The organism is uncultured Chryseobacterium sp. (genome assembly GCF_913776365.1).
GTDB lineage: Bacteria > Bacteroidota > Bacteroidia > Flavobacteriales > Weeksellaceae > Chryseobacterium.
In genome coordinates this window covers 1-21,368 of the sequence record NZ_CAJYMO010000144.1, presented here as the reverse complement: position 1 = coordinate 21,368, position 21,368 = coordinate 1, and the positions used below count along the sequence as shown (strand labels likewise).

Annotated in this window: 23 protein-coding genes; 4 read left to right on the top strand and 19 right to left on the bottom strand. The window is 39.7% G+C overall.

All coding sequences use genetic code 11. The features are described 5' to 3' along the window. The coding region (locus tag QZ735_RS07315) for a recombinase family protein (RefSeq protein WP_294246252.1) at positions 1-1,331 on the top strand (1,331 nt) is incomplete at its 5' end. Positions 1,332-1,770: 439 nt separating this feature from the next. On the opposite strand, the gene QZ735_RS07310 is transcribed toward QZ735_RS07315, so the two are convergent. Further along, positions 1,771-2,814, bottom strand: coding sequence for a PDDEXK nuclease domain-containing protein (locus QZ735_RS07310; RefSeq protein ID WP_294246248.1), 1,044 nt, complete (start codon positions 2,812-2,814; stop codon positions 1,771-1,773). A 515-nt stretch (positions 2,815-3,329) separates the two neighbouring features. On the opposite strand from QZ735_RS07310, the gene QZ735_RS07305 reads away from it, so the two are divergent. After that, a complete protein-coding gene (locus tag QZ735_RS07305; RefSeq protein WP_294246246.1) occupies positions 3,330-3,773 on the top strand; it encodes a JAB domain-containing protein in 444 nt (147 codons plus the stop codon). Positions 3,774-4,032: 259 nt separating this feature from the next. Here QZ735_RS07305 and traN read toward each other — a convergent pair whose 3' ends face one another. From traN to QZ735_RS07230, 15 genes are all read right to left on the bottom strand, one after another. Then, positions 4,033-4,926 carry a conjugative transposon protein TraN gene (gene traN / locus QZ735_RS07300; protein ID WP_294246244.1) on the bottom strand — a complete coding sequence of 298 codons (894 nt, stop codon included), beginning with the start codon at positions 4,924-4,926 and terminating at the stop codon, positions 4,033-4,035. Positions 4,927-4,940: 14 nt separating this feature from the next. Then, positions 4,941-6,236: a conjugative transposon protein TraM gene (gene traM, locus QZ735_RS07295; RefSeq protein ID WP_294246242.1), complete on the bottom strand. Its 1,296-nt coding sequence runs from the start codon at positions 6,234-6,236 to the stop codon at positions 4,941-4,943. Between the two features lie 3 nt (positions 6,237-6,239). Continuing rightward, entirely contained in the window at positions 6,240-6,509 is a 270-nt protein-coding gene (locus QZ735_RS07290; protein WP_294246239.1) for a hypothetical protein, read from the bottom strand. A 10-nt stretch (positions 6,510-6,519) separates the two neighbouring features. After that, positions 6,520-7,143, bottom strand: a complete 624-nt coding sequence (gene traK / locus QZ735_RS07285) for a conjugative transposon protein TraK (RefSeq protein ID WP_294246236.1) — start codon at positions 7,141-7,143, stop codon at positions 6,520-6,522. A 10-nt stretch (positions 7,144-7,153) separates the two neighbouring features. Further along, positions 7,154-8,146: a conjugative transposon protein TraJ gene (gene traJ, locus QZ735_RS07280; RefSeq protein WP_294246233.1), complete on the bottom strand. Its 993-nt coding sequence runs from the start codon at positions 8,144-8,146 to the stop codon at positions 7,154-7,156. 1 nt (position 8,147) lies between these two features. Continuing rightward, positions 8,148-8,753, bottom strand: a complete 606-nt coding sequence (locus tag QZ735_RS07275; protein WP_294246259.1) for a DUF4141 domain-containing protein — start codon at positions 8,751-8,753, stop codon at positions 8,148-8,150. A 52-nt stretch (positions 8,754-8,805) separates the two neighbouring features. Then, positions 8,806-11,313, bottom strand: coding sequence for a TraG family conjugative transposon ATPase (locus tag QZ735_RS07270; RefSeq protein ID WP_294246230.1), 2,508 nt, complete (start codon positions 11,311-11,313; stop codon positions 8,806-8,808). Beyond that, positions 11,310-11,642 (bottom strand): DUF4133 domain-containing protein, encoded by a 333-nt coding sequence (locus QZ735_RS07265; RefSeq protein ID WP_294246227.1) that lies wholly within the window; start codon positions 11,640-11,642, stop codon positions 11,310-11,312. Before QZ735_RS07265 ends, QZ735_RS07270 begins: the two co-directional genes overlap by 4 nt. Before the next feature lie 9 nt (positions 11,643-11,651). Further along, complete coding sequence (locus QZ735_RS07260; RefSeq protein ID WP_294246225.1) at positions 11,652-11,957, bottom strand: DUF4134 domain-containing protein; 306 nt, start codon at positions 11,955-11,957, stop codon at positions 11,652-11,654. Positions 11,958-12,643: 686 nt separating this feature from the next. Continuing rightward, positions 12,644-13,321, bottom strand: coding sequence for a helix-turn-helix domain-containing protein (locus tag QZ735_RS07255; RefSeq protein WP_367117834.1), 678 nt, complete (start codon positions 13,319-13,321; stop codon positions 12,644-12,646). Positions 13,322-13,575: 254 nt separating this feature from the next. After that, entirely contained in the window at positions 13,576-14,313 is a 738-nt protein-coding gene (locus QZ735_RS07250) for an SDR family oxidoreductase (RefSeq protein WP_294246217.1), read from the bottom strand. 11 nt (positions 14,314-14,324) lie between these two features. Further along, a complete protein-coding gene (locus QZ735_RS07245) occupies positions 14,325-15,302 on the bottom strand; it encodes an aldo/keto reductase (RefSeq protein WP_294246215.1) in 978 nt (325 codons plus the stop codon). Between the two features lie 112 nt (positions 15,303-15,414). Beyond that, positions 15,415-16,029: a hypothetical protein gene (locus QZ735_RS07240; RefSeq protein WP_294246213.1), complete on the bottom strand. Its 615-nt coding sequence runs from the start codon at positions 16,027-16,029 to the stop codon at positions 15,415-15,417. A 10-nt stretch (positions 16,030-16,039) separates the two neighbouring features. Next, complete coding sequence (locus QZ735_RS07235) at positions 16,040-16,435, bottom strand: DUF3408 domain-containing protein (protein WP_294246210.1); 396 nt, start codon at positions 16,433-16,435, stop codon at positions 16,040-16,042. Further along, entirely contained in the window at positions 16,425-17,204 is a 780-nt protein-coding gene (locus tag QZ735_RS07230) for a ParA family protein (protein ID WP_294246208.1), read from the bottom strand. Before QZ735_RS07230 ends, QZ735_RS07235 begins: the two co-directional genes overlap by 11 nt. 640 nt (positions 17,205-17,844) lie before the next feature. Here QZ735_RS07230 and mobA point away from each other — a divergent pair. Together mobA and mobB are read left to right on the top strand one after the other, a co-directional pair. After that, positions 17,845-18,285, top strand: coding sequence for a conjugal transfer protein MobA (gene mobA / locus QZ735_RS07225; RefSeq protein WP_294246256.1), 441 nt, complete (start codon positions 17,845-17,847; stop codon positions 18,283-18,285). After that, the gene (gene mobB / locus QZ735_RS07220) at positions 18,275-19,522 is read left to right on the top strand and encodes a conjugal transfer protein MobB (RefSeq protein ID WP_294246205.1); all 1,248 of its coding nucleotides are present in this window, start codon (positions 18,275-18,277) and stop codon (positions 19,520-19,522) included. Before mobA ends, mobB begins: the two co-directional genes overlap by 11 nt. A 111-nt stretch (positions 19,523-19,633) precedes the next feature. On the opposite strand, the gene QZ735_RS07215 is transcribed toward mobB, so the two are convergent. The 3 genes from QZ735_RS07215 to QZ735_RS07205 all read right to left on the bottom strand — a co-directional run. Next, complete coding sequence (locus tag QZ735_RS07215) at positions 19,634-20,542, bottom strand: helix-turn-helix transcriptional regulator (RefSeq protein ID WP_294246202.1); 909 nt, start codon at positions 20,540-20,542, stop codon at positions 19,634-19,636. A 10-nt stretch (positions 20,543-20,552) separates the two neighbouring features. Then, complete coding sequence (locus QZ735_RS07210) at positions 20,553-20,930, bottom strand: hypothetical protein (RefSeq protein WP_294246199.1); 378 nt, start codon at positions 20,928-20,930, stop codon at positions 20,553-20,555. Between the two features lie 40 nt (positions 20,931-20,970). Beyond that, positions 20,971-21,368: SDR family NAD(P)-dependent oxidoreductase (locus tag QZ735_RS07205; RefSeq protein ID WP_294246196.1), on the bottom strand; the 398-nt coding region annotated here is incomplete at its 5' end.

Sequence of the window (21,368 nt, the reverse complement as noted above, 5' to 3'; positions counted from 1 at the left end):
TTAACCAGCTCGAAAAGGCGGGAGTTATTCCTCAAGCAATAGAGCAACCATTAGATATGTCCATTCCTGAAAATAAACTTCTACTAGCCATTTATCTCGCGACTCCCGAAGTCGAAAATGATAGACGGGCATTGAACGTATTTTATGGAATGCGAAGAGCAAAAAAAGAAGGTAGGTTGATGGATACCGCACCTTATGGCTACATCAACCGAACTACTGAAGATGGGAAGAAATATGTTGCGGTCAAACAGCCTGAGGCGTCCAATATCATATGGGCCTTCCAGGAAGTGGCAAAAGGCCATATTCCCGCTGAACATGTAAGGCGAAAAATGAATGAACGTGAAGGTAAGAATATCAGCAGAAATGGTTTTATAAATGCTATGCGAAATCCTACCTATTGCGGGAAGATTTATCTCTCTCAGCATAAACATGAAGAAGCATCCTGCGTGAAGGGCAAACACGAAGCACTTATCTCTGATGCACTATTCTTAAAAGTCCAGCGTATAATGGATGGTAGGGCATACCGCGAGCTGCCTGAAGCAAAGGTTGTGAATACAGAAATGTATCCCCTTCGTGGTTTACTTTTATGTCCGCGATGCGGACACATTCTCACCGCCAGCAGGTCAAAGGGTAAGAAAAACTGGTATCATTACTATCACTGTAATTCAAAATGCGGCTTTAGACATCATTCAGAAAAGATTAACAAACTGTTTGAAATAGAACTAGGAAAATATGAATTCTCAGAGAATATTAAAAACATACTCAAAACACTTTTGAAGGACAACTACAAAAGTCTTACAGGCGGTATTACAGATGCCCGTAAAAAGGTTGCCCAAGAAATTGACGATATAGGTCTAAAACTTTCGAAAGCAAGAGATCTTTATCTCATGGATAAGCTCGATGATGATGACTACCGTCAGGTTAAAGTGCAGTGTCAGAAAGAAACTGAAATTCTTGAAAATAAATTGAGACTTATGAATACTGAGGGAAAAGAAACAGACATTTCTAAAAAATTGGATGACGCCCTAAATACTATCTGCAATCTATCAAAACTCTATTCAAAGGCTGATACAGCGGGAAAGCGCGCAATAACGTGTTCGATGTATCCTGAAAAACTGGTTTTTGACGGAATAGGTTTTCGAACACCTAGATTGAATTCTATAGCTGAGTTTATTTTATTGACAAACAATGCTTTAAGCAAAAAAAAAGACCGACATGAAACTTCGAAAGTTTCTAATGTCAGTCTTGTGACCCCGGAGGTGCAATTTTCGAACACTTTTGTAGAAGATCTAAATAGACTTGCAGAACTTTCAACAGTCAATTATTATTAAAATAGAATCTTTGATATATATTATTTTTTAAAAAATCATGTATATAAAATCCAAAAAAGGCTGAAGATATTTTCATGAAATCCTGCAATCTATTTAATAGTTATTTCAATATCAATTATTTGTTAATTTTATTATTTAAAGCTAAAAACTATTATTAACCGTGTCTAAAATTGCAATCTGTATTGTGCTAAATAATGTCAAAAAATTTTACACCTCTCCAAGGTGGTGCAAAAGGTGCCATAAAATTCTACGATCGGGCGAAAAGTCAAGGCTATGAAATCAAACTTTTTTTTAGATAAAGATAAGTTTATTGTTAAAGCAAATGATATATTTGATTTACACAGGACTGTCTAAGTTCCATGCGATATAGTCAAATGTTAATTTATTTTTCCGGGCATGGGCTGTTTGAGAGGTCCTAAGCAGGAATTATGAAGAATCTTTATCTGACCTGTTTCTTAAGTTCTTCCTTGGTCGGAAGAATTGCTTTATACTCTTTTGCAAAAATGGTATTGTTGTTTTCCGGAAGAGTGAATTCAATAACTGTTTTGTTTTCTTCTTTACAAAGAATGATTCCAATTGTTGGATTTTCTTCTGCCAGCTTCACTTTTCTATCATAATAATTGACATACATCTGCATTTGCCCGATATCCTGATGGGATAATTTTCCTATTTTTAAGTCAAGCAGAACAAAACACCTTAAAAGACGATTATAAAATACCAGATCCACAAAGAAACTGTCGCCTTCAAAGGTAAATCTGCGCTGACGCCCTTCAAAGAGAAAACCTTTTCCTAATTCAAGCATAAAATGCTCTAATTTATTGATAATCTCAGTTTCCAGATCACTTTCAGAGTAGTGATTATCCTCTTTTAAATCTAAGAATTCCAAAACATAGTGACTTTTTAAAACATCAGTAGACTTTTCTATGATCTGCCCTTTCTGAGCTAACTCTTTTACTCCCTTTACATCCCTGGTCAATGCCAGCCGTTCATATATTGCTGAATTAAATTGCCTTATAAGTTCTCTGACACTCCAGTTATTCTGGCTTGCCTCGATTTCATAAAAATTTCTTTCGTCCGGATTTTCGATCTTCATTAATTGAATATAATGAGACCATGATAATGAAAAAAAAGAATTACGAGACGTTGATTCATAATTTGAACCTTTAGCAGAATTACGAAACACTGTTTCGTATTTTTCAGCAATTCTATTTTGATACATTAAATAAAACTTTCTCATCCATTGTAAACTATCTACTGAGTATCCCCTGCCGAATTCTCTCGTCAATTGGTGACTAAGATTTTTCAATGTCTCTTTAGCATATTCCGCCCTGTCTCTTCCATCCTGCTCATTCTCCACGATTACCTTACCTATTTGAAAATAAGTCAGTAACATGGTGGTATTGATATTTCGGACAATACTTTTTTTCGAATTTTCGATTAATTGCTTTATTGAACAAAATAGATTCGATGGCAATTGACTCATATGTACAAATTTTAAAATTATGTCTGAACTCTACAGTAATTCATTTTGTGCGATTTAAGATTAATCAACAGCATTAAAAGAAAGTTACCGGATTTGACTGTTGTTGGCGGTACATGGCATATCCAGCATTATTTCAAACGAACCATACATCGAAATATTTATAATGATGAAATGCACATTAAATAAGGCTAAGGTGTTACAAATCAAATAATCTTTTTCATAATAAACCGGTAAAAAGGCAGCTAAGGTATTGTTGCCAGCCATACGCTTATCCTACAAAAAGACTACGGCATAAACGGTTTCCTCCCTGAAGGTACCCTCCAATTATTCCGTTTCCTTTTGGTCAATTTCTCTTTGTCAACACTTCATATCTGCTTTCTTTTTTCCGGTTTTTGTTTTGAAAAACAGTAAGCAAAGCCTAGAAAAGCTTTAAAAAGTACAAAGAAGAGATTGAAAACAAATCAAAATATAATATGTACGGGAAATTTAAGTCTCTGCCGTACAAGAGCGATCCCATGAATTTTAATATTGTTAATGAAATAAAATTAAGTTATTCACGAAAAGGCAACTCTGAGCGATTAATAAGCGATTCGCATGATGCCGTTGATGTATTCCGCCAATACTTCGATGTCGAGGAAATAGATTACAGAGAATCATGTTTCGCATTGTATTTAAATCAGGCTAACAAAGTCTTAGGTATAAAGAAAATATCTGAATCAGGTATTTCTTCAACAATAGTCGATATTAGGATTATTATGCAGGCAGCATTGTTGTGTAATGCATCTGCCGTAATCTTAGCACATAATCACCCATCTGGAAATCTAAATCCTTCAACACAGGACTTGAAAATTACGGAGGATTTAAAATGTGCGTCAGAATTTTTAAACATTAAATTACTGGATCATTGTATTTTAACCTCTACGGATTATTTGTCCTTTGCTGATAACGGCTATCTGTAAATTGATATTAGTGCTACTAAAATAAGCGGCAATCATGAATTGTCGCTTATTAAAATTTGGCGAAAAAATAATTTCTCCCGTTGGTTGAAACTATTTTTTCGCAGATCGTAGGAAGTAAGCCCATTGAAAAATGTAGCATCCGTACATTTCTCAAAAAGCTTACGGGTGAATAGAGAGGTTACTCTATAGAACCCAAGAGAATGTAATATGCATTAAAAAAATATAAGATTGCTCTTGATCTTCGTATGTCTTATCTGGCTTAAAAGCTAGAATTGCCGATCAGTTTTGCATGGATCAGCTTCTTGTTTCCTAGCTGAACTTTTTGATGACGTCCCCCATTCCTTTCCAGAATCTCAACTTCCAAAACCTGACCTTTTAGAAGGGTAAATTGTTCAAGTACATAAACTCCTTTCGCATTAGAATGATGAGTTACAGTTATTAATGGAGTATAAACCCTTATCGGTTCCAACCTCTTCTCCTGAACAACCTTCCTCTTTAATTTTTTTTTATCTACTATTTTAAATTTGATCATTTCAATATCATATGCGATATTGCTTTTGTTATCAACTTCTAAGGTAAAGTAGAATTTATTGTCATTCACATGCAATGCCCGAACGGAAAACCGAATACCATAGCTTTTTGATGCAATATGGTTAATCGTCTTGCGGCTATTCCTGTACAGGTTTTCCATCATCAATTTTGTAAGAGAGGATGAGCTGCCTTTGAGATCTTCAAAAAGTACATCCGTTGAATACTGCCTCTCAATTTCTCGTTGCCTCTTTAAAAGATCATAGGTTAGTACCGCAGGATAAGGGCTGTAAAAAACATCAAAACTGTAAAACTGCCCGTCTTCCGTGATCACCGAAAAATTAGTTTCCTCTTCAAAATTGCGGACTGCAGCTTTGATCCTGAGGACATTCCCGATAGGCTCGGACTTACTGGCAATCAACAATTCACTTCCAAGGTCAACATAACGTATCGGTGACGGAAATATCACATGGCTGGTTTTACTGTAAGTGACCAGCATCCTGAAAGGCTCCAGCTTTGCCTTCTCCAATGAAAGAGGGGCGATCAAAGAATCCTGACCAAACATTCTGCTTACAAAGAGCAGAAGAAGCATGATGAGAATAAAATGGCTCTTTTGGGTATTCATATTTTTATTTTTTATTAATTATTTTTAGGTACAAGCAAGACTTGATGCCCTGCTTTTACCGTTACTTTTTGCTGGCGGACTCTTTTTTGAAAATAGCCCGACAATCCCTGGATTACTCCCCTGCTCAAATCAGCGACGACCTGCTGTCCTGCGGACTGGGTCATCATAATGTTGGTGCCGGAAGTCTGACTCATATTTGCCAACATATCACTGACAGCATTTTGCTGCGGTGAATACGGAACATATAACCCCGGCTGTCCATCATTATCATGGATGTTGATTTCTACCGGATAAACACTTCCGTTATACTGAATGGAGGATATTTTTAGCTGAAGCCTACCACCCTGAAATTTACCTGCGGCAGTCAGCAAGCTTCCAGGAGAAATTTCTGTTTGCCCCAGCTCCAAACCTTCAGATAGTCTGATGGATAATGTACTTTCATTAACCAATGTCTTCGTTTCATGAACAACAGCTTTTATTGCTTTGTCCGATTGAGCTGAACTCTTTGATTCATTTTGAACCTCATAAAACCTGTTGTGATGCAAACCAGCCATCAAAGCACTGTCTGAGGCCCCTCTGTATAAGGTGGTAACAACATTGTAATGTGCTGGTTTTGCTGGTATAATTTTGATCTTCTTGTCAACATATTTTTCTTTCTTTTCATTTGGTGCTGATTCTTCCTGTTTTGGGGTATTTGGAAGATATTTTGCAGCCATTTGATACGACTTTTCCATCAATGCTAACTGATCGTTGATTCCCAGACCTGCCGGAACCGCATTATTTTGCAACGCTTCATTCTTTAATCTTGAAATTTCTTTTCTCAGATGATTAACCTCCTGATCTTCCCGGCCATAAAACGAGCTCAAGGTCTGTTGTGCATTACGATAACTGCTCACCGCATTCTGATCGGATTGCTGAAGACTATTCATACCAGCGGACAGAGATAGACTGCTGCTGGTGCCTGTAATGCCCCGATCATTCCAATAGTCCGATAAGGTTGTTACCGCATTTCTTTTCTCTTCATTCCTTTGCTCCAGCAGCAGCTGCTCATAAGCCTTTTGCTTATCAGATTGCAACGCTCCGTCCTTTGCCTGTGGAATGGCTGCATTAAAACCCGCTTCTTCAACAATAGCATGATTAGCCTTCGGTTTAAATATCAGATAAAAGCATCCTGCACAGACTGCTGCCATCATAAAATAGATGACCGGTTTCTTCAGTCGCTCCCATTTCGCTTTGGGACGATCATCCGCTTCAGTCGGATAATGGGATAAATTATTCTCGGTAATTTTAATTTTTACTGGATCTTTCATATACTATTTTGTTAAGATTGAGTTTAATGTATCAATATGTTTGAAATCTTCGCTGGCGGATTTCTTGGAAATGCCGTCAATATGGTCAACAGCTATGGTATTACTCCTTTTGCCTTTTCCAATAAAGCCATTGATAATGACTACAGCAGTCAGCAAAACATAAGCACCGAAGAAAACTTTTATCAATAATCTTTGCCTTTCGGTTGACAGAACCTTCCAAAGGTTTTCAGCCTTTAAAATGTAATGTTCGATTTGATCTCTTAGCTTTATCATTGCTTTCATTTTAGCGCTCAACCGTTTCAATATCCCTGTTTTCCACTACGTTGAATTTTTCAATTGTAAACCCCTGCGGATTGCTGTCGGACCGCACAGAGTTGACCAATGAACAGTCTGTAATTAAATTCCTGATGGTGAGATTACTCGACCGGATAATGAACTGCCTGGCGTAAGTTCTGACATCATAAGGATAACTGTTAAAGTTGGCAACAATACTGTCCACTTCGATCCTCTGCTGAATATTTCCGGAAATAATTCTGTTATAATAACCCTTTTCCTGAAGATCCTTATAGTAGTTGAATGCAGATTGGTCAGCCAGATTGAAAGCCCTTTTGATATTGCTTTCAATAGCATTCTTATCGGGCGCTATCGTGAAAAACAACTCGTGAAATCGCCTCACGTGCTCCCTTGCTTCAACAGGCCTGTTGATGGACATATCCTGCGATAACGCCACCATTAAGGATTTGCCGTTATCCAAAACATAAATCTTCTGGCGCTGTTCTTCTGCAAACTGATAGGATTTGACTACCACCAAACCCACAACTCCGAAACACAGCAGCGCGAAAACAAACGTAAACAGGCGGATCTGCCTGAAGCTATTCTCAATATTTCTTAAAGTTTTAAATTCCATAAGCCTGTATTTATTTTAACAATCTCCCCGAAATATTTCCTGTTGCTGAACCCGCTGCGGCTCCCGCAATATTACCCGATTTCGTAGCGGTTTGATTCACATTGCGTATGAAATTACCGGCACCTCCTGCCTGGATGACCCAGCCGGTTACGGTCGGCACAGTAAAGTAACCGATGATTCCAATCACCATATAAATGATGTATACCGTATTGGAAGTATCGGGAATAAAGTCCGGATCTGCCAGCATCTCAATGTCGCGCTCCAGGATCAGCGTCTGTATTTTCGCCAGAATAGCACTGAAAATATCGGCAACCGGAAGCCACAGATAAACGCTGATGTACCTGGTCAGCCATTGGGTCAAAGTGGTCTGAAAACCGTCCCAGACGGAAATCGCAAATGCAATGGGTCCCAATATGGAAAGGACGATCAGGAAAAAGGTCCTGATGGTATCAATGACCAATGCTGCTGACTGGAACAGGATCTCTAAAAATTCACGGAAGCCGTCCCGGATATCTTTCTTGATAGCAAACATTTCCCTTTCGATGTACATGCCTGACATGGTGACCAGGTCCGAAGGTGACCATCCGAGCTCTTCCAGCTTTTTGTCAAATTCTTCATTGGAGATCAGATACGCCATCTCGGGATTTCTAAGCATGGCCTCCCGCTCTAACAGGTCCTTTTTCTGCTGAAGCTCGTTCATGTCCAATACCTGACCCTCCAGCATGGCGTGGCTGCCCTGAACAATAGGACTCATCACTCCATTCAGCCCTCCCAACACCACAGTTGAGAAAAACATAATACAGATGCCAATGGCAAAAGGTCTTAGCATGGGAAATAGATCGATCGGTTCGGCACGGCTTAAGGATTGCCAGACTTTCAGCGCCACAAAGAACAATGCACCTAATCCTGCAACGCCTCTTGCGACTGCCGCCATATCAGCGCACATGGGCATCATCTCTTCATAAACGGATCGCAATACTTCATGTAAGTTATTCGGTTCCATCTTACCAGTATTTTTGATTCGAGGTTCCGTAAAGATGTAACACCCTTTGGGTGTTGTTCTGCTTTTTCGCTCTCAGATAGCTGACCGAAATATTCTTATTGGTATAATACCGTACCAGGTTATGGTATTCTTTCACTTCTTTGTGGACCCGGTCAATCACTTCCATTCTTTCCTTATCATTCAGAGACAGCCCATTGGCGGTAATGATCTGCTTGAGTTCTTTCAGTAGTTCAGTACTTTCCGTCAGAAGGGCGGAATAGCCGTTGGCAATGGCAGCCAGCTCCTGTGCATTGAAATTCGGATCATTCAGCATCTTCCCGAAATTATTCACATACATCTCAGAAACATCACCTACCAGAAGTACGGTTTGCTGAACCTTTCTTGCATCCTTCACGAGGTTGTTGACCGCCTTAAGCTTATCGTAATATTCTTTACCCTGCTCATAGACCTTTTTGACCTCATTGAAGTTCTTGATAACATTGGATACGGTTGATGAGGTTTGAACAATTTCGTTGGCAGAGTTCAAAATACCGGACGCCAGGTTGGCGGGATCCGTTACGACGAATTGTGCTTTTGTGAAGGTGACGGTAGCGAAGAATGCTACCATAAAGGTTTTGATGATTAACTTTTTCATTGTTGTAAAATTTTAAATAATTGATTTATTGGTCCTTGATTGATTTGATTCTCTTGAGAGAAATCCTCTTGATGGCCTGTTCTATATTGCCGTCAAGCTCCGATGCAAGATTCATCACTTCCATTTTTTCCGTTTCTTCGGTAGTATAGGCAAGATATTCTTTTGTGGAAACTTCCGTTGCATATACTGCTGAATGAGTTCCGCCCAGCCCGATCCAGACTTCTTTATACATCCTTCTCGGGTCATTGTTCATGTTGATTGAAAGTACCTGGGCTTTTTCTTTATCAGTCAGTCCCAGCATCCTCTGGATATCGTCGAACTTATTCATGTATTTCCGCTGGTCCAGAAGGATCTTACAGTCAGAATTGTTAATGATGCTTTCCTTCACAACCCGAGATTGGATGATATCATCAACTTCCTGGGTCACCACAATAGCTTCTCCGAAGAACTTCCTGACGGTCTTAAACAGATATTTAATGTATTCAGCCATTCCCTCCTTTGCAATCGCTTTCCATGCCTCCTCGATAAGAATCAGTTTTCTGATTCCTTTGAGCCTACGCATTTTATTGATGAATACCTCCATAATAATGATCGTCACGATCGGGAACAGGATTTTATGATCCTTAATGGCATCGATCTCAAAAACAATGAAACGTTTGGATAACAGGTCCAGCTGCTTTTCTGAATTGAGCAGATAGTCATACTCACCCCCTCTGTAATAGGGTTCCAGCACATTGAGGAAGTTGGCTATATCAAAGTCTTTTTCCCTAACCTTTTTTTGTTCGAGAACTTTCTGGTAGTCGTCTTTGATATATTCATAGAATCCATTGAATGAGGGATACTGATCACTGCTCCTGATTATTTCAATATAGCCGCTGACGGCATTGGACAATGCTACTTCCTCTGAACGGGTCGGCGGCTCATCATCTCTTTTCCACAAAGTCAAGATCAGGGTTTTGATACTTTCCCGCTTCTCAATGTCAAAAATTCCGTCATCCGTATAAAATGGATTGAAAGCAATGGGATTGTCTTCAGTGTACGTAAAATAAACGCCATCCTCTCCTTTGGTTTTTCCTTTGATCAGTTCACATAATCCCTGATAGGAATTTCCTGTATCAACGAGAAGTACGTGCGCACCCTGCTCGTAATACTGTCTTACCATGTGATTGGTGAAGAACGACTTGCCACTGCCTGAAGGTCCAAGGATGAACTTATTTCTATTGGTAATGATCCCCTGCTTCATCGGCAGATCAGAGATATCCAGATGAATCGGCTTTCCGGTCAGACGGTCAGCCATCTTGATTCCAAATGGTGAAAGCGAATCCAGATAATTCGTTTCTTCGGTGAAAAAACACAATGCCGGTTCTATAAATGTGTAGAAACTTTCTTCACTGGGAAAATCGCCTGCATTTCCAGGAATTCCTGCCCAATAGAGGGTGGCCGTATCCGTGGTGTTATGCCGGGGCTTGCATTCCATCAGCGCAAGGGCACTCCCCGTATCATTTTTCAGCTGCTTGAGTTTGGCGGGATCATCAGACCAGGACATCACATTGAAATGGGCACGTATCGATTGCAAACCGTAAGAATGGGCCTCGTTCAGGTATTTTTCGATCCATTCTTTGTTGATCTGGTTGGCTCGGCTGTATCTTGCCAGTGAGTGCATATTCCTAGCCGATTTTTCAAACTGCCGAAGATTCTCATCACTGCTGTCAATGAACAGATACTGGTTGTAGATATGATTGCAGTTTAAGAGAAGCCCTACGGGTGAAGCGAATGACAGCAGACAGTCACTGCGGTCGGTGCTCAGTTTTTCATAGCGGCTGTGTGAGGATATGGTAGCCGGTAGATCTTCAGTATCTGACAAAGTATGCATGCAGATCCTGTTATTTCCGATCCGCATTTCTTCCGAACCTAACCTGATGTCCTGCAGCGCAGGTTTAACGTCACGGGATAAGGTGAGATACTGTTCCAGGATTCCTGATTTTTCCAGGGTTCCAGAGATTTCATCTTCTGACATTCTTTCCAGATGGATGTAACCGCTGTCATTGATGATCCTCTCCAGCTGATCGACCGCTTCGAGAAAACGGTTAACAACCTCTTTATCCCTGATCTCTTTCGGAACCAGCCTGCCTTTGCATAACGATGAAAAGTTACTCTGCATCCGCATTTTTTCTTTGCTGGTTTTTGTGATGAACAGATAACAGTAATGATTTAAAAAAGATCTCTCATTGAAATGCCGTTCAAATGATCTTGACAAAAAACTCTGGTCTTCTACCATCAGATCAGGAGTATAGTTTTCTTGGATAAACCAGTCCTGCTTATGAACCACGGTGAAATCCGGTAAAGTTTTAATCGCTTTGAACCAGGCTGAATGCATCGCTTCATACTCAGCAGAAGCTACGGTAAACAGCTCAGGAAGTCTTACTGTAAAGCAAACGGTAATATCGGCATCCTTTGAAATAATACAGTCATTTTCAATCGCAAGCAATGGAAATTTACTTTCCAGTGTTGCGACTTTGGAAGAATTTCTCATACGTCTGCTCTTTTTCGGTTGATTTTCAGATAGCGGTAGATGCACTTGCGGCAGATGATGTAATCAGGATGCTTTCTACGAGCGACCGTTTTCATTATACCATGCTCTCCGTATTTGCCATTCAGTCTGAAGGTCTGCCAGATGAGCAGTCCGCTGCTGGCACCGCCGAGAATTAAACATAGATAGGCATTTACCCCAGCCATGTATAGGATCATTACTGATACGAGTATTGCTAAGAGTCCGCCGGCAAAGATGAAGAGGTACTGTGCTTTAAGTCCCTTAAACTCTACCGTCCTGCCTATTCCTTTGTTGATGTGGTAGTTCTTCATGATCATCTTTTAAAGGAAAAATGAACGTAAAATGGTCGCGGCCACAATCAGGAATATACAGGCACCAAACCAGCTCGCTGCGGTTTTACTGGTATCCGGATCACCACTGCTGAATTTATTGTACACCTTGACTCCTCCGATGAGCCCGACAACCGCTCCGATGGCATAGATAAGTTGTGTAGCCGGCTCAAAATACGATGTGACCATTTGGGTGGCCTCATTGATGCCGGCGGTGCCGTTGCCCTGAGCAAAGCCACCTGTACCTGATGCTAAGCTTAGTCCGAGCAGCAAAAGTTTTTCTCTTTGTCTTTTCATAATGAAGATTTTTGATGATGTAACCTGCACTTTGCAGATCTGGAGACAAAGGTGTAAGTGATCCGGAGCAATTTATGATTGATGGCAGTGAGAGGAATTGTTTGTCAATTAATGGGTCTTTGTTCTTCTGGGAATTCTTATAATGAATTGTAATTCATAAAGAGTTTCAAAGAGGACGAAAGTTTCACAGATCGTATTGAGCTTATGAAACATGTCCGTAATCATGCGATTAGAAAAGTCAGTCAGGAACTGATCGACTGAATGGGAATCCATAGAATGCGTCTCCATATCCAGGCCAATGAACCTGAAAAGGATTTCGCACAAGAATCTTTGGAGAATGAAGCAGTTCTATGAATAATACAGAAAATCTAAAAAGCCTTAACGCCATTACGTTGAAAGACAGCTAAGAATTCGACTTTTTGGACCAACGGAAACGTTTAATGAAAGCGATCTCCAAAAAGTTCTGATCGGACATATAAAAAATACTATCCTTGAACCTGGATAGTATTTCTTTATGTATCAGCGAAGAGTAAAAAGTACAGGTTGTCATTCTGATTTTTCTTGACCTTGTCTTCTTTTATAGAGGCTTGCAATATTTGGTCACCTTTGAACTGTGAATTGACAGGTTTAAACCGGAAAATCAGGGACAGCTTGACTTTTATCTGGAGTCCTGAATTATCTTCCTTTTAATTAAATGACTGTCTGAACTCCACAGGTGAAACACTGGTTTTTGCTTTGAACAGTTTACTGAATGATTGAGAGTGTTCAAAGCCTAATTCATAAGCAATTTCCGATACCGACAGATTTGTGGTCGTTAATTTTTCTTTCGCCTTTTCTATAATGGCATTCTGTATATACTGTTGCGTATTCAGGCCTGTGAATGAACGCATCATATCGCTCAGATAACGCTGCGACAGCTTTAATTCTGTACTGATGTATTTCACCGATGGCAACCCTTTTTTAAGACTGTCCCCATCTTCAAAATAGCGGTTTAAGAGTTGGTCCAAAGAAGAAATGATATCATTATTGACTGCTTTTCGTGTAATAAACTGTCTGCTGTAAAAGCGATTGCTGTAATTCAATAACAATTCCAATTGCGACACCAGAACATCCTGGCTGAAACTGTCAATATTATTTTCAAGTTCAGTGGCTATTGAAGCAAATAAACCCGCTATAATTTCTTTTTCCTTAGCCGACAAAAATAAGGCTTCTGAAACGTCATAAGAAAAAAAGCCATATTGTTGTATTGATTTTCCTAAGGAATGATTTCGGATAAAGTCCGGATGAAAATACAGCGCAATCCCCTCATAGCTTTCTATTTCCTCGGGAGGGAAAACGATCTGTTTAGGCTTTAAAAATGCCATTCCGCCTTCTTCAAAATCATAATATCCCTGGCCGTATTTTATTTGTCCCGTGAATGTTGTTTTAAAGGAGATTTTGTAAAAATCAAGGCTTATTCTCTGTCCCCTGGGAAATGTTTCCATGGGTACGTTCCGGTAATCAACCAATGCAATCATTGGATGCAACGGTGCCGGAAGCTCCAATAGACGCATCAATTGGGATATACTGTCAATGTGCCGTATGTCAGATGGTGTTTGCATTTCTTTTACGAATGTAATCAATTTTGTTTTGACGGACGAATCACAATGTCGCCAACTTCAACATCACCGGGCTGGCTAAGTGCATATATTACCGCATTTGCTATGGCTATAGGATTTAATGCCATGTGATCCATTTCTTTTTGAATAATTGTTCTCATTTGTTCATTTTTAATACTTCCAGCAAAATCTGTTTTTACAAATCCCGGCGATATTCCCGTAATACGTACTTTTCCGTCCGATTCCTGGCGAAAAGCTTCCGCAATGGTGCGTATCGCATTTTTTGTTCCGGCATAAACGCCCATCATGGGGGTAATTTTTAACCCTGCCGTAGAAATAATATTAACGATATGTCCCTCCTGCTGTTGCTTAAAAACAGGAATTGCTGCGGCCATTCCATATAATACGCCTTTGAGATTGATATCGATCATTTCTTGCCAACCTTCAATATCCAGATCGTCAATGCGGCTTAACTGACTGATACCGGCGTTGTTGACCATTACATCCAATTTCCCATATTGTTCCATAGCTTTATGCACCAGGCGATCAAGATCGGCTTTGTTCTTCACATCAATTGTAATAAACGCGGCTTCCCCTCCATCACTTTCTATGTCTTCTACAAGTTGTCGCAGTTGTTCTGTACGTCTGGCCCCTAAGACAACCTTTGCCCCGTTCTTTGCTAATTCCATAGCAATGGATTTACCCATACCGCTGCTTGCCCCCGTAATGGCAACTACCTTTCCTTTAATGTTTTCCATTTCTGTATTTCTTATTTGTCAATTTGCTTTTCTAAAAATTCAGGATACCGGTCGCCAACAAGTGTAATACTACTGGTTATAGAATCAATTTTGGCAAGGTCTTCAGCGGTCAATATGACATTTGTACTGGCAATATTTTCTTCCAGACGAGGTAATTTCGTGGTTCCCGGGATCGGTGTGATCCATGGTTTTTGTGCCAGAAGCCAGGCCAATGCCAACTGTCCTGTGGTCACATTTTTTTGTTGGGCGATTTCAGTAAGTGCATCGACCAAAACCAGATTGGCCTTGATGTTTTCTTCAGTGAAACGCGGAAGGACATTTCGACGGTCAACAGCTTCTAATTTAGTATTGATGGCGCCTGTAAGAAAACCTTTTCCCAAAGGACTGAACGGAACGAAACCAATGCCTAATTCTTCTAAAGTGGGTATGATCGCATGCTCCGGTTCACGCCAAAATAAAGAGTATTCGCTTTGCAATGCCGATACAGGTTGAATGGCATGTGCTTTTCGAATAGTTTTAACACTTGCTTCCGATAAACCGAAATATTTTACTTTACCCTCCGCTATAAGGTCTTTTACCGTTCCGGCAACATCTTCTATCGGAACATTTGGGTCAACCCTGTGCTGGTACAGCAGATCAATATAATCTGTCTTCAGTCGTCTAAGAGAAGCCTCTGTTACAGACCTGATCGTTTCGGGTCTGCTGTCCAGACCTGCTGCCGGGCTGGCATCCTTACACCCAAACTTTGTAGCGATTACAATATCTTTCCTATAGGGCTGTAATCCTTCACCGACTAATTCTTCGTTAGTGTAAGGCCCATAGGCTTCTGCGGTGTCAAAAAATGTAACCCCTCTTTCAACGGCATGATGCAATAGTGCTGTGGCATCTTTTTTATCAAGACCCACACCATCTAAAAAGTTTAAACCCATACATCCAAAGCCCAATGCCGAAACTTCTAATCCGTTATTTCCCAATTTTCTTTTTTGCATAATTCTTTTTTTTAATTGATTTAATTTTCTAGTACAAAATTCATCGTTCTCATCAGATCAGGTGTATCCGAATTGGTATTTCTTGTAGTTAAATTATAAAAGGGGAATTCGTTTAAACAAATTCCCCAATATCGAAACCTTCAACACCCTCTTTGGAAGCGGTGCTTTCATCAGTATTCAGAATACTTTGATTTAGCAAATTGGCAATACGCTTTGAAGCATCTCCCAAGGAATCCTCTAAAAGATCGAAAAGCTCGGTTCCCTGAACTTTTTGGATAATCTCTGCTGCTTGTTGCTTTAGATCAGGCTCCAGCAGATCCTCCTGAAGCAACTGACCCGCAGTACTCAGTTCCTGAAAGGTAACCCCTGTAGCAAACCCGCTTTCGACATTAGAGTCATGATATTTCCAATCTTCTTCCTCTTGCTCCCACTCGTCATCTTTGATTAAAATATCATTAAGACTTTTACTCTGAATTACATCGTCAGCTTGCCCGTTTATGGTTTCTGACTCAAAATTATCTGCGGTCATTGAAGCAGATAGCTGCTGTCTTGCAGTGGTTTCAATTGGCAAGATATGTCTTCCTCCTTGCTTTGTATCGCCCATTATGGATGGAAGCTTCTCGTCCGGATCAGCATCATTTTCATTGAGTTCTTTTGCTAAATATTTTCTATCCGAAAGCATCAGAATGATAACGATTAACAAAGCGATAATGATCATTTGTTCCATAAGATGATATTTAAAAGATGGGACGGTATTTATTATTGAAATCATCAGTAATTTCCTTTTCGAACATTTCAAAATGATGCGCCAGAATATTATCAAGATACGCATACAAAGGAATCTGATCATCTGCGATAATGTGAATAATTCGGCAAAGACGGCCGTGATATTCCGGACGGATGTAAATACTCTTGTCACCGCGCTTGGTCATTGTATGGTGGGTCAGGAACAGCTCCCTGTAGTTGACCTCCTGGTTTTTTATGCTTTTCACCTTGTGTTTTGGCATCCCTTTTTCCTTATGAAAATCAGAATTTTGGTCAGGAAGTTCTTTCTTTGGACTTCCTGCCATAATGGACATCAGGTACTGTTCGTCAATACCTGGGTCATTGCTGTTCTTTTTTTCACTTTCCATGCTCCTGTAATTTGATAATTCTTAGAAACTCTTCTACAAAACGATCCAACCTGCATTGCCCTAACAGCTTAGGATCTGCCGGTAACAAGGTTGACCGGAAGACCGTTTTTGCGAACTCTCCACCTTCTTTCCTGAATCTTTTGCTGTCGGTAACCGTAGTTTCCATCAACTGCAGCCCCAGGTCTGAAATAACCTTACTGTAATTTTTGTACAGCAGCGTTCTTTCTCTGCCGTCCACCTGATTCCAGAATAAATAGATGCCTTGGATGAACGTTTCATTTTCTTTCATTAGGACGTTGGTCAGTACATCGGTAAAACTCAGTGTACTTTCAAGCACGAGACGATCGGCAGTAATGGGAGAAAAAATATAATGGACGTTGATCAATGTTCGTAAAATCCCGGCTGTATTGACGGTTCCCGGTAAATCCAGAAAAATGATATCCGGTGTTGGTTCGGCAGCAATGTAGGCGTTCATATCTTCCAGGACCTGGTCTGCTTTACTTTCAAAGATAGGATACGCTTTCTTATTGATCGTTGTAAATTGTTTGTGCGCCATCTTTTTCAGCATCTCATTCTGCATCACGACTTTCAGATCCCGTTCCCGCATTTGGAGCAAACTGTACTGCGGAAAGTCACAGTCGAAAACAGCCACCTGATAACCCATCCGGTAATGAAGAATACTTGCGATCAAGGTGGTAAACGTACTTTTTCCTACCCCACCCTTTTGGGTAGAAAATGCAATAATTTTGAGTTGTTTTTTTGTTGTCATATTTTTGAATTTTGTTAGATCTCATTTGATCAGGTAAATGGTTGCAGGCTTTCAGTCAGCAATGATGTCTATATGGACATACTGCCTTCAGCAATACCGCTTCGAATTCCTATTATCACCACTGATGTTTGTCAATCTTTCCTGAATGCTTCCGGTCATTTAATCCTGTTCGATTGAACTCCTGATTTCTATCACTCTGACATAATCTCCTGGTTACCGGAATTCCAGAATTCAAGAAGGCAGGAAGGCCAGATTTCAGGACCTCCGGGTTTCTTTCAGATATGCAGGTAAGAGAGCACGCCCGCCATCTGAGGCAAATGAATATTATTTCTGCCCAAAGGTTTTTACAATGGTTGCTTTTGGCTTTCAGTCTCCTGCTTTGGCCTTGGACGATACGCCGGTTCTACCGATTATTGTGGTTTTCTTTGTGTGATAAGACTGACGAGTCTCTGTTGAGAATATCGGATGGGTATGATGGTGTATTAACCTGGTCTATTCAAAACCAGACCTTTCACCCGAAAGGGGCAAGTTATGTTTTGAGTGCCTCACAACTTTTCTCGTGCCTCAAAACAACTTGCCCTGGCTGGGGCTTGGAAAACCACTCCGAAGTCGTGATTTTGATCATTTTAAACTGAATATTATGGTATTTAAAAAGAGTAACAAAGGTGGGCGAAAGCCAAAGCTGAATCCCAGCAAACATCGGTATGTATTCCGGCTGACCGATGAAGAAAACTTTAATTTTCTAAAATTATATGAAGCTTCGGGGATGAGCAACAAAGCCAAATTTATCACAACTGTTTTGTTTCAGAAAGAACTGAAAATGATTACTGTCGATGTTTCAACAATGGATTATCATACGCAACTTACTAAATTCTTCTACCAGTTTCAGTCGGTTGGAAAGAATTATAACCAGGTCGTAAAGATTTTATATCGGAATTTTACTGAGAAAAAAGCAGCATACTATTTATTTAAACTGGAAAACCACACCAGAGAACTGGCCTTAATCTGTAAACAGATTATTGATTTAACGAAAGATTTTGAGCGTAACCATATTCTAAAAAGTTCTGAAAATGATCGCTAAAATCGGAAAAGGTGAAAATCTCTGGGGTGCGCTTAATTACAATCAGCAGAAAGTGGATCAGGGAAACGGACATGTTCTTTTAACCAACAAGATTCCTGATGTATGGGATCGGCCTTATACAGCTCAGTTTTTCCATCAATATTTTGAACCTTACTTCATTGCCAACCGTAAAACTGAAAAGCCCCTCAGGCATATTTCACTCAATCCGCATCCGGAAGATAAAGTGGATGACTCCGATTACCGGGAAATGGCACAGCAGTATATGCAGGAAATGGGCTATGGACAGCAACCCTATGTTGTTTTTAAGCATACCGATATTGACAGGACCCACATTCATATTGTGACAACCTGTGTTCAGCTTAATGGCAAAAAAATACCAGATCGTTATGACCGTCATCGATCCATGGCAGCCTGCAGAAAATTAGAAAAGCAATTTCATTTAAAGGTGGCCACTGAAAGTGAAAGCCAGAATTCTACTTTGATTTTTAAGCCTGTGAATTACGCTAAAGGTCATATTAAAACACAATTGGCATCCGTACTCAGACATCTGCCTCAGACTTATCATTTTCAAAGTATAGGAGCGTACCATGCTTTGCTCTCTCAATTCAATATAAATCTTGAACAGGTTGATGGAGAATTGCAGGGAAAAATGAGAAAAGGAATCGTATATTTTGCTACGGATGAACATGGCAAAAAAATAAGTGCTGCTTTTAAGTCATCGCTTTTCGGTAAGCATGCAGGTGTGGAACACATCCAGGCATTAATTGAAAAGTCAAAATCAAAAATGAAAGATCATCCTTCAAAACCGATTTTAAAAAGAACCATAGAGACCGCAATACTCACCAGTCATTCTGAAGCGTCTTTTAAAAAGCAACTTCTTGAACAGGGAATTGCTACAGTGATCAGAAGAAACGACCAGGGAAGAATATACGGTATCACGTTTATCGACCATGATTCGAAGTTAGTATGGAATGGTTCGCAGTTAGGCAAATATCTATCAGCAAATTCATTCAACACATTATTTAATGGGTCAGAATCAAAGCCCGAAAATAAATCGGCTCATGATGATGTTAATTTATCTCAGGAAATAGACACCGAACAATTTTCAATTGATAGCATTAGCGGTTTGTTTGACGGATTTTTTAATGACTTCTTATCTTCTGACTCGTGGAATCAAGAGGAACTGGTTTTTGAATCCCAGATGAAAAAAAGGCAAAGAAAAAGAAGAAAAAAATAAGCTGGCAATAAAGGAAATAATATAAGCGGAAACAAAAGTCTTATTTCCGTTGCTTTACAGAGGCCTATTTCATCTTCATCCTTGGTAAATTGATCAAAATTAATTTAATCCTTAATTGAAAGACTGCTTGAATTCCAGTGGAGATATACTGGTCTTCTTTTTGAAAAGCTTGTGAAATGATTGGGACTGCTCAAAGCCTAAGTAGTAAGCAATTTCTGAAACCGTCATGTCAGTAGAGATTAAATATTCTTTAGCCTTTGCAATAAGTTTTTCATGAATATGCTGCTGCGCGCTCATTCCTGTGAGCGAACGTAAAGCATCGCTTAAATAATGCGCACTAATATGAAGTTCTTCTGCCAGATGCTCTACGGTAAGCAGCCCCAGAACAAGACCTTTTTTAGTATCAAAATATTGATTGATAATGATTTCAGTTTTCGTCAGGAGATCATTGTTTAACGCTTGGCGGGTAAGAAATTGTCTTTCGTAAAAACGTTGGCAATAAGTTAGCAATAGGTCGATCTGTGATAAAATTACATTCTGCGTATGAGGGTCGATATGCTGATACTCTTCCTCAATCTTTTGAAAAATCTCCGTAACGTTTTTTTTCTCTTTATCGGAAAGATGCAGTGCTTCACTCACTTCGTAGGAAAAAAAATTATACTTTTTGATGTTTATTGCCAGTGGATGACGAGCAAGAAAATCCGGATGAAAGCAAAGAACATATCCCGTTCCGGCTTTTTCGTCCAACATATTGCTCGCCGCCTCGACAGACTGAACCTGTTTTGGGGAGCTAAAGATCATGGATCCGCTGTCAAAGTCATAGTAATTCTGACCGTATTTGATTTTTGACTGAATGTTACTTTTTAGCGATATGGTATAAAAAGTGGTCGTAAATTTCTGCCATATTTCTGAATCAATGGCGTGGAGTTCTGAAACCTTTACAATGCTTACCAAAGGATGCTGTGGAGCTTCCAGTGATAACAACCGGTGAAACTCAGATAATGACTGTATAGTATACATTTTTATATCGTTAATAATTATAATAAATTTTTACTGCGCATAAGGAATACAAAAACCCAAAGATGATCAAAATCATCATTTCTATTAACAGCCAGTAAATTTGCTTGGTGTAAAATCCGTCTAATGCGAGACCTACGATTCTGGCCGTCATTACTCCTACTGTCAAAGCAATCAGGAATGCCAATAATATCAATTTCCAGGAGTTCCATGATGAAAAAAACAGCATAAAAAGACCGATACCCAACAAAAAGCCCCGAAGTACCCTTTTCTCTATTGTCTGATAACCATCAATGCTAGCAGCTGAAGTAGTGAAAAGATTAGGCTTGAAGACTAAAGCCAACCCTACCGAAAGCACAATACCACCTAAAAATTTCAGGATAAAACTCATACTTCTTTTAAATATTTAAAGTTATGAAGTTAATTATTGACTACAAAAATTGCTTTTTAAGTTCCTTCCGAAAATCTTCACGCCCCATCTTCAAACGATTCGCGTCCATTGCTTTGGTATCCTCTCCTACCAGATATCTGATCTGGTCTTTCCCGTCAGTAGCTGCTTGATAAACCACCGCCGCAACCTGTTCTGGCGCTATTGAGTTACTCATCATAGCATCTGTGGAGCCTAGCAGTTTCTCTTCTAAATCTTGATAAGCAGGATGTAATCCTTTTTCAAGAGACCTGTCTAAAAAACTGGTCAACGTGGCACCGGGAGCGATTGTCTTAATGCCGATCTGATGAAGTCCCAATTCAAATGACATACTTTCAGACCATCCTTCTATTCCAAATTTAGTTGCATGATAAATAGAATGCAACGGAAACCCCATAAATC

Bases quoted from the DNA above. Each gene is read 5' to 3' on its own strand.
- traM (WP_294246242.1), bottom strand. From the start codon at position 6,236: ATGAAAGATCCAGTAAAAATTAAAATTACCGAGAATAATTTATCCCAT.
- QZ735_RS07265 (WP_294246227.1), bottom strand. From the start codon at position 11,642: ATGAAGAACTACCACATCAACAAAGGAATAGGCAGGACGGTAGAGTTT.
- mobB (WP_294246205.1), top strand. From the start codon at position 18,275: ATGATCGCTAAAATCGGAAAAGGTGAAAATCTCTGGGGTGCGCTTAAT.
- QZ735_RS07210 (WP_294246199.1), bottom strand. From the start codon at position 20,930: ATGAGTTTTATCCTGAAATTTTTAGGTGGTATTGTGCTTTCGGTAGGG.
- QZ735_RS07250 (WP_294246217.1), bottom strand. From the start codon at position 14,313: ATGGAAAACATTAAAGGAAAGGTAGTTGCCATTACGGGGGCAAGCAGC.
- QZ735_RS07290 (WP_294246239.1), bottom strand. From the start codon at position 6,509: ATGATAAAGCTAAGAGATCAAATCGAACATTACATTTTAAAGGCTGAA.
- QZ735_RS07240 (WP_294246213.1), bottom strand. From the start codon at position 16,029: ATGGAACAAATGATCATTATCGCTTTGTTAATCGTTATCATTCTGATG.
- traN (WP_294246244.1), bottom strand. From the start codon at position 4,926: ATGAATACCCAAAAGAGCCATTTTATTCTCATCATGCTTCTTCTGCTC.
- QZ735_RS07245 (WP_294246215.1), bottom strand. From the start codon at position 15,302: ATGCAAAAAAGAAAATTGGGAAATAACGGATTAGAAGTTTCGGCATTG.
- QZ735_RS07260 (WP_294246225.1), bottom strand. From the start codon at position 11,957: ATGAAAAGACAAAGAGAAAAACTTTTGCTGCTCGGACTAAGCTTAGCA.
- QZ735_RS07275 (WP_294246259.1), bottom strand. From the start codon at position 8,753: ATGGTAGCATTCTTCGCTACCGTCACCTTCACAAAAGCACAATTCGTC.
- QZ735_RS07235 (WP_294246210.1), bottom strand. From the start codon at position 16,435: ATGGAAAGTGAAAAAAAGAACAGCAATGACCCAGGTATTGACGAACAG.
- traK (WP_294246236.1), bottom strand. From the start codon at position 7,143: ATGGAATTTAAAACTTTAAGAAATATTGAGAATAGCTTCAGGCAGATC.
- QZ735_RS07270 (WP_294246230.1), bottom strand. From the start codon at position 11,313: ATGAGAAATTCTTCCAAAGTCGCAACACTGGAAAGTAAATTTCCATTG.
- QZ735_RS07255 (WP_367117834.1), bottom strand. From the start codon at position 13,321: ATGGCATTTTTAAAGCCTAAACAGATCGTTTTCCCTCCCGAGGAAATA.
- traJ (WP_294246233.1), bottom strand. From the start codon at position 8,146: ATGGAACCGAATAACTTACATGAAGTATTGCGATCCGTTTATGAAGAG.
- QZ735_RS07215 (WP_294246202.1), bottom strand. From the start codon at position 20,542: ATGTATACTATACAGTCATTATCTGAGTTTCACCGGTTGTTATCACTG.
- QZ735_RS07230 (WP_294246208.1), bottom strand. From the start codon at position 17,204: ATGACAACAAAAAAACAACTCAAAATTATTGCATTTTCTACCCAAAAG.
- QZ735_RS07305 (WP_294246246.1), top strand. From the start codon at position 3,330: ATGAATTTTAATATTGTTAATGAAATAAAATTAAGTTATTCACGAAAA.
- QZ735_RS07310 (WP_294246248.1), bottom strand. From the start codon at position 2,814: ATGAGTCAATTGCCATCGAATCTATTTTGTTCAATAAAGCAATTAATC.
- mobA (WP_294246256.1), top strand. From the start codon at position 17,845: ATGGTATTTAAAAAGAGTAACAAAGGTGGGCGAAAGCCAAAGCTGAAT.